The organism is Micromonospora sp. M51, assembly GCF_018070305.1.
Classification (GTDB): domain Bacteria; phylum Actinomycetota; class Actinomycetes; order Mycobacteriales; family Micromonosporaceae; genus Micromonospora; species Micromonospora parva.
The window spans coordinates 1-2992 of the sequence record NZ_JAGPXZ010000734.1; the positions used below are offsets into that span (position 1 = coordinate 1).

The window sequence follows — 2992 nt, forward strand, 5'->3', positions numbered from 1 at the left end:
TTCAAGGAGATGGTGTCGAAGCTGCACGGCGCCGGGCTCGAGGTGATCCTCGACGTCGTCTACAACCACACCGCCGAAGGCAACGAGCTCGGGCCGACGCTGTCGTTCAAGGGCATCGACAACGCCAGCTATTATCGCCTGCTGCCGGACCGGCGGCGCTATTACATCAACGACACCGGCACCGGAAACACCGTCAACCTGTCCCATCCCCGCGTCATCCAGATGGTGATGGACAGCTTGCGCTACTGGGCCGGGCACATGCATATCGACGGCTTCCGCTTCGACCTCGGCACCATTCTCGCCCGCGAGGTCTACGGTTTCGACGAGCAGAGCGGCTTCGTGTAGGCGATGGACCAGGACCCGCTGCTGGCGACCGTCAAGCTGATCGCCGCGCCCTGGGATTGCGGCCCCGGCGGCGATCAGGTCGGCGGGTGAGCGGACGGCCAACTGGGGGCGTTCGGTCGAGGTCATGTCGGAAGCCTGCGGCGGGGGCACCGGGCCCGGCCACCCCTGTGGACGACACGCGGCTTATCCACAGTTACGCAGCGTGTTTTCCCTGCTCATGCCACACCGACGAGTGCCGAAAGAGCGCCGATGTCGTCGGGCGACACCTGGCTGTCGTAAGGAGCGGTTACCGTGCGCTGATGGACCTGGCGTACCTGCGCGCGCATCCGGCGCACCTCCCGACCTTCCGGACCCATCAGCGGCTCCGGGAGACGCCGGTCGCCGGTGGAGACATCTGCGCCGCCGCCCGGCTCACCCTCGACGACGGCCACTCCGTCTTCGCCAAGTCCTGGCCGGAGAACGCCGACCGACCGGTGCCGGAGGGCTTCTTCGCCGCCGAGGCCGCCGGCCTGCGCTGGCTGCGGGAGGCGGGCGCGGTCGCCGTACCCGAGGTGATCGTGGTGTTGCCGGAGCTGCTGGCGCTCGACTGGGTGGAGCCCGGCGAGCCGACGCCGGAGGCCGCGGAGCGCTTCGGCCGGGAGTTGGCCGGGTTGCACCGGGCGGGCGCGACCACCTTCGGTGCGGCCTGGCCCGGTTTCATCGGCGCGCTTCCCCAGGACAACACCCCCACCGAGGGGCGCTGGTCGACCTGGTTCGTCGAGCGGCGCCTCGCCCCCTACCTGCGACGCTCGGTCGACGGCGGTGCGCTCAGCGGGGCCGACGCCGATCTGGTCGAGCAGGTGATCGGTCGCCTCGACGGGCTCGGCGGCGACGAGCCGCCCGCGCGCATCCACGGCGACCTGTGGCCGGGCAACGTGCTGTGGGGGGCCGACGACCGGGCCTGGCTGGTCGACCCGGCGGCGCACGGTGGGCACCGGGAAACGGATCTCGCCCAGCTCGCCCTCTTCGGCGGCATCCCCCACCTGGGTCGGGTGCTGGCCGCCTACCAGGAGAGTTGGCCGCTGTCGGACGGTTGGCGGGACCGCGTGCCGCTACATCAGCTGCATCTGCTGCTTGTGCACACCGCGCTCTTCGGCGGCAGTTACCGAGATGCGGTCGTCCGGACCGCCCGCGCCGTCCTGGGCCGGGCCGAGCGCGCTACGGTCGACAGGTGAGCGCCGCCCCGGGGTCCGACGGCGTCCTCGTCGACCGGTACGGCCGCGTCGCCCGGGACCTGCGCGTGTCCCTCACCGACAAGTGCAACCTGCGCTGCACCTACTGCATGCCGGCGGAAGGGCTGCCCTGGCTGGCCGGCCCCGAGCTGCTGACCGACGAGGAGATCGTCCGGCTGGTCCGGGTGGCGGTCGAGCTGCTCGGCGTGAGCGAGGTGCGGTTCACCGGCGGTGAGCCGCTGATCCGACCCGGGCTGGTCGACATCGTGACGGCCGTCGCCGCCCTCCAGCCCCGCCCCCGGGTCTCGCTGACCACCAACGGCATCGGCCTGGACCGGCTGGCCCCGGCGTTGCGCGCGGCCGGCCTGGACCGGGTGAACGTCTCACTGGACACCCTGGACCCGGACCGGTTCACCACGCTCACCCGCCGTCCCCGCCTCGACGCGGTGCTGGCCGGGCTGGCCGGGGCGGCGGCAGTCGGCCTCAGCCCCGTGAAGATCAACTCAGTGCTGATGCGAGGTGTGAACGAGGACGAGGCGCCAGCGCTGCTCCGCTTCGCCCTCGATCACGACTACCAGCTGCGGATCATCGAGCAGATGCCGCTGGACGCCCAACACGGTTGGGCCCGCGACACCATGGTCACCGCCGAGGAGATCCTGGCGTCCCTGCGTACCGCCTTCGATCTCAGCCCCGACCCGGCCGAGCGCGGTGCGGCACCGGCGGAGACCTGGCTGGTCGACGGAGGTCCCGCCCGGGTCGGTGTGATCGCCAGCGTCACCCGCCCCTTCTGCGGGGACTGCGACCGCACCCGGCTGACCGCCGACGGTCAGGTCCGCGCCTGCCTCTTCGCCACCGAGGAGTCGGATCTGCGCGCCGCGCTGCGGGCCGGCGCGGACGACGACGAGCTGGCCCGACGCTGGCGTACCGCGATGTGGGGCAAGCGCGCCGGGCACGGCATCGACGACCCGACCTTCCTCCAACCGACCCGACCGATGTCCGCGATCGGGGGCTGAGCATGCCGGGGACACCGCTGACCGTCCGCTACTTCGCTGGCGCCCGCGCCGCCGCCGGCCGCGCCGAGGAGGCCGTCCCCGGTGGGCGGTCACTCGACGACCTCACGGCCGAGCTGTCCCAGCGCCACGGCGACCGTCTCGCCGGGGTGCTGCGGGTGGCGAGTTTCCTCGTGAACGGCGTCACCTGTCATGATCGTCAGGCACCCCTACCGGCCGGGGCCACGATCGATGTCCTGCCCCCGTTCGCGGGCGGCTGAGGGAGGCGCGCACACATGATGGCGGTTCTGGGGTTCGTGGCTGTCCTGGCGCTGGTCACCGGTCTCATCCACCTCTACCTGTGGAAGCGGCTGGTTCGGGACACCACCACACCGGGTCGCTGGCGACGGGTCGGCGCGATCACCGCCGTGGTGCTGGCCGTGCTGG

General features: G+C 71.9%; 3 protein-coding genes and 2 pseudogenes. All 5 read left to right on the plus strand.

Annotated elements, in window-relative coordinates; genetic code table 11:
- Positions 1–429 (plus strand): annotated as a pseudogene (locus KBX53_RS27845) (alpha-amylase family glycosyl hydrolase); the annotation flags it as partial.
- A gap of 215 nt (positions 430–644) precedes the next feature.
- Positions 645–1559, plus strand: coding sequence for a fructosamine kinase family protein (locus tag KBX53_RS27850; protein WP_210862504.1), 915 nt, complete (start codon positions 645–647; stop codon positions 1557–1559).
- The gene (moaA, locus tag KBX53_RS27855) at positions 1556–2569 is read left to right on the plus strand and encodes a GTP 3',8-cyclase MoaA (protein WP_210862506.1); all 1014 of its coding nucleotides are present in this window, start codon (positions 1556–1558) and stop codon (positions 2567–2569) included. The genes KBX53_RS27850 and moaA overlap by 4 nt, the downstream gene beginning before the upstream one ends.
- A gap of 2 nt (positions 2570–2571) precedes the next feature.
- Entirely contained in the window at positions 2572–2826 is a 255-nt protein-coding gene (locus KBX53_RS27860; protein WP_030331758.1) for a MoaD/ThiS family protein, read from the plus strand.
- 15 nt (positions 2827–2841) lie between these two features.
- Positions 2842–2992 (plus strand): annotated as a pseudogene (locus tag KBX53_RS27865) (metallophosphoesterase); the annotation flags it as partial.